At 62.4% G+C, this 3,724-nt stretch carries 3 protein-coding genes; all 3 read right to left on the bottom strand.

Translation table 11 applies throughout. The features are described 5' to 3' along the window. Nucleotides 1–42: 42 nt before the first annotated feature. From AUL39_RS10730 to AUL39_RS10740, 3 genes are read right to left on the bottom strand one after another with little or no spacing between them, the layout of a single operon-like run. Nucleotides 43–2,616 carry a type I restriction-modification system subunit M gene (locus AUL39_RS10730; protein ID WP_059056137.1) on the bottom strand — a complete coding sequence of 858 codons (2,574 nt, stop codon included), beginning with the start codon at nt 2,614–2,616 and terminating at the stop codon, nt 43–45. Continuing rightward, entirely contained in the window at nt 2,613–3,455 is an 843-nt protein-coding gene (locus AUL39_RS10735) for a GIY-YIG nuclease family protein (RefSeq protein ID WP_059056139.1), read from the bottom strand. The genes AUL39_RS10730 and AUL39_RS10735 overlap by 4 nt, the downstream gene beginning before the upstream one ends. Continuing rightward, on the bottom strand, nt 3,452–3,661 hold the full coding sequence (locus AUL39_RS10740; protein WP_059056141.1) for a hypothetical protein: 210 nt from the start codon (nt 3,659–3,661) through the stop codon (nt 3,452–3,454). The genes AUL39_RS10735 and AUL39_RS10740 overlap by 4 nt, the downstream gene beginning before the upstream one ends. Between the last annotated feature and the right edge of the window lie 63 nt (nt 3,662–3,724).

Raw genomic sequence — 3,724 nt, forward strand, 5'->3', positions numbered from 1 at the left:
GTTCAGTGAATCCGGCGAAGCGAATAGTCGGAACATTGCCGCTCATCGAGTCTCGCCCCCCAGGAGATCCATGAGCTCGTGAATACCGGCCATGTCGTACTCGTTGCCGGTAAGCTGTCCGAGCATCTGCGAGAGATGACTCTCCTCTTTGCGAATCTGCTCGTCCACCTCGGCGAACGTCGTCTCGTACTTCTTGGAGAGGTCCCTAACCCTGTCGACGAGGCCGTCGATCTCGGCGCGAGAGAGGGCGGCTATTCCGTCCTCGACGGGACGGTTCCACTTGGCATCCAGAAGCTCGCGTGCCTGTTGGTCGGAAAGCCCTTCGATGGTGCTCTTGGTGCTTACTTCGAGCCTTGCGGAGAGACTCTTTTGCTCCTTCTTCGCCGCCTTCTGCTCCTCGAGCAGGGACCGGGCATTCTCGACCTGATTGGCAAGCTCGTCCTCGTCGCCATCGGAGCGCAGTTCGCTGACCGCCTTCCTGAGCTTTGAGGCCACAAAGGCGTCGCCCGCGTCATTGAGCGCCTCGCCGAGGGCAGCCTTGTCGTCCTCCGTGAGTCCCTCGACTATCTCGGAAAGTTCCCCGTCGATGGCCGTCATACGGTCGCTGACGGAGTCGAGCGCATGCAGGTCGTCGGCGAGAAGTTCACGCTGGACGAGGTCGAAGGGCAGCACGTGGCCGCGCCAGCCATCCTGCACCTCCACCTCCTTGCCGCTCTTTTTCTTCGTCACCATGTTCGGGTCGACCCTCTTGACGGCGTCGAAGCCCTCGGTCTGGATGACCTCGAGGTCGGCCTCGATACCCTGCCAGGAGTCGTCGAGGACCTGGTAGGCATCATAGGGGTCCACCAGCTTCTCGCCCCCGAGCCTGTCGAAGATCTCCCGGGCGAGCCCGTCCTCCTCGGTGGGCAGGTTGACGAGCGAGGACTCGTCGACGAGCTCGTCGTAGAGCCACTGTCCGAAGTCAGAGAACCGCGCGTCGTAGGAGTCCAGGTACCCGCACACGGCGGGGCTCTTCCTCACAGTCTCCTCAACACTCTTAGACCTGAGGCACACAGTCGCACCACCAGCCGACTCGAAGAGCTCGTCGCGTAGGCCGGGCAGCGCGTCCCAGTAGTTTTTCAGTGCGTCGACCTCGCCGACGGGAATTCCGCCGAACATCGTCGCATAGATGTCCCAGCTCTCAGGAGCCTCTGACGAGTCAACGTAGCGTGGGATGTTGAGGTTGTAGCCGTTGTCGCGAATCTCCTGCTTTGGGACCACGCGGCAAAAGCGCTCAACACTCTTCCGGCTTTGGTAGGCATCCACGATGCGGCGGATGTCGCAGGCGCGGAGCTTGTTGTTCTTGCCATCCTTCACAAAGCCCTTCGAGGCATCGACTATCAGCACATCGTCGCTTGGCCGGCGCTTCTTGAGCACCATCACGATCGTGGGGATCCCCGTACCGAAGAAGATGTTGGCGGGGAGGCCGATGATGGCGTCGATGTTCTCGTTCTCCACGAGGGCGGTGCGGATCTTCTCCTCCTCGCCGCCGCGGAACAGCACGCCATGCGGCAGGACGATGCACATCACGCCGTCCGGCTTGAGGTGGTAGAGGTCGTGCAGCAGGAAGGCGTAGTCGGCCTTGCTCTTGGGGGCAACACCATAGCCATCGAATCGCCTGTCGGAGTCCTTGCCCTCGGGGTCCCAGCGCTGGGAGTACGGCGGGGTCGAGACCACCGCGTCCACGAAGAGCGGCTCGTAGGACTCGGGGTGCCCCTCCTCGAACCACGGCCAGTCATCCTCGAGCGTGTCGCCGCAGCGGCACACGATGTTGTCCGGCGCGATGCCGCGCATCACGAGGTTCATGCGCGTTAGGTTGTAGGTGTTCTCCTTTAGCTCCTGGGCGTAGTACTTGATGGACCCGCGGTAGCCCTGCTGCCGTGCGACCGCCTCGCCGATGGTGATGAGGAGCGAGCCCGAGCCGGAGGTCGGGTCGTATACGGTGACCTCGCCGCGGCCCGCCAGGTTCTGTGCCACGATCCGCGAGATGAGGGTGGAAACCTCATGCGGAGTGTAGAACTCGCCGGCCTTCTTGCCGGCGTTGGCGGCGAAGTTGCTTATCAGGTACTCGTAGATGTAGCCGAGCACGTCATAGCCTTGCTTGCCGTCCATGGGTATGTCCCGGATGAGCTGCAGGAGCGCGCTGATTGCCTTGGTCTGCGCCCCTGAGGTGTCGCCCAGCTTCGAGAGGCCGGTCTCGAGGGTGTCGAAGATCTTGTCGAACACGTTCCTGTGGGACGGCTTGATGAGGCGCGAGAAGGCCGAGAGCGCGTCCCGCACGTCCGAGACGTCGAAGTCCGAGCCCTTGGCGAGCCACGTAGAGTAGAGGTCGTCGTACGAGATGAAGTAGCCCAGGTTGTTCTGGACGTAGGAGAGGATCTCGGGGTCGTCCTCCCTGACCGTCTCCATGCTCTCCCTGTCGAATCCGTTCTTGAGCAGGAACTGCTCCTCGCGGTCCGAGAGGAACTTGTAGAAGATGAAGCCGAGGATGTAGTCCTTGTACTCGCTCGCCTCGATCTTCGAACGCATCTCGTTCGCCGACGCCCAGATCCGTGCGGCTAGCTGCTGCTTGTTCATCGGGTCTCTGTCCCCTTCCCTCTGTAGGCGGCGTCGAGCGTCTCGCCCGCCTCGTTTGTCCACTCGGTCCAGCCGTTCTGGCTCCCCCCGAGGACGAACACCGCAGCCGAGCTCGGGCTGCCGAAGGCAACGTCGTCGCGAAGGGTAGACACCCCCGACCCTTCCCCGAAGAGCTCCTTCCTCGCTTCCGAGGCACCGACGTTCTTGAGGACGGGCCGGGATAGGTCGACCTGCGAGCCAGCGAGGACCGTGAAGCGCCCCGTGCGCTCGTCGTAGCACCCGTTCGCTACGATTCCGTTCCTCCTCGTGTGGAAGAGCGCATGGCCAGCGGCGACTGCGGTGTCCGTGCGGTCGAGCCCATAGCCGAGGACGGCCATCCTGAAGAGGATGCTCTTGTGCAGCCGCTTTACGGTCTGCTCCTTGTACGGGTTCACGTATGGCTGCGGGGTCTCGAGGTTGTCGGTCTCGTACGAGCCGTGCGTCCGGACGTAGCCGATCGCGTCCGCCTCGAGCGCGTCCAGGACGTCCCTGTCCATGTTCGACTCGTCGTCCAGGAACATGACGGCCTTGTTCCAGAACTCCTTCCTGGACTTGTGGGCGTCCAGCCGGGCTAGCCCCTGGGTGGTCTGCCCCGCGTAGACGCGTCCGATGACCCCGTGATCCTCGTCCAGGAGGTAGTAGATGCCCCTCTTCGGGATATCCGGCAGCCTCTTCGCCTCTGAGAGCAGCTCGCGGGGCACGACCACGGTCGTGAGCGACTCTCCCTCGACGTGGCAGATCCTGATGCCGTCCGGCTCGCTGCCTATGAGCCGGACGGTCATGGTGGTGAGCTCGATCATTTGCGATCTGCCCCCGAAAGGCGGTCGATGAGACACATTTTCACGTAGGAGGCCAGACTCATCCCGGAAAGCCTCGCTGCCTCCTTGGCGGAGTCCCGCAGGCTGCGCGGCATTCTGAGCGTTACCGAGACGTTCTCAGAGTCAGTGAGGAAGCCTTGGATCTCCGTAGGCGTGGCACCGGAGTCGACAAGTTCCGAGTACTTCATGAGCGCCCTCCATAGAACGCAAGATGCATTACATATGAAATAATTCTAGCTTCTGCGCCAACA

The organism is Tractidigestivibacter scatoligenes (genome assembly GCF_001494635.1).
GTDB lineage: Bacteria > Actinomycetota > Coriobacteriia > Coriobacteriales > Atopobiaceae > Tractidigestivibacter > Tractidigestivibacter scatoligenes.

Bases quoted from the DNA above. Each gene is read 5' to 3' on its own strand.
- AUL39_RS10730 (WP_059056137.1), bottom strand. From the start codon at position 2,616: ATGAACAAGCAGCAGCTAGCCGCACGGATCTGGGCGTCGGCGAACGAG.
- AUL39_RS10735 (WP_059056139.1), bottom strand. From the start codon at position 3,455: ATGATCGAGCTCACCACCATGACCGTCCGGCTCATAGGCAGCGAGCCG.
- AUL39_RS10740 (WP_059056141.1), bottom strand. From the start codon at position 3,661: ATGAAGTACTCGGAACTTGTCGACTCCGGTGCCACGCCTACGGAGATC.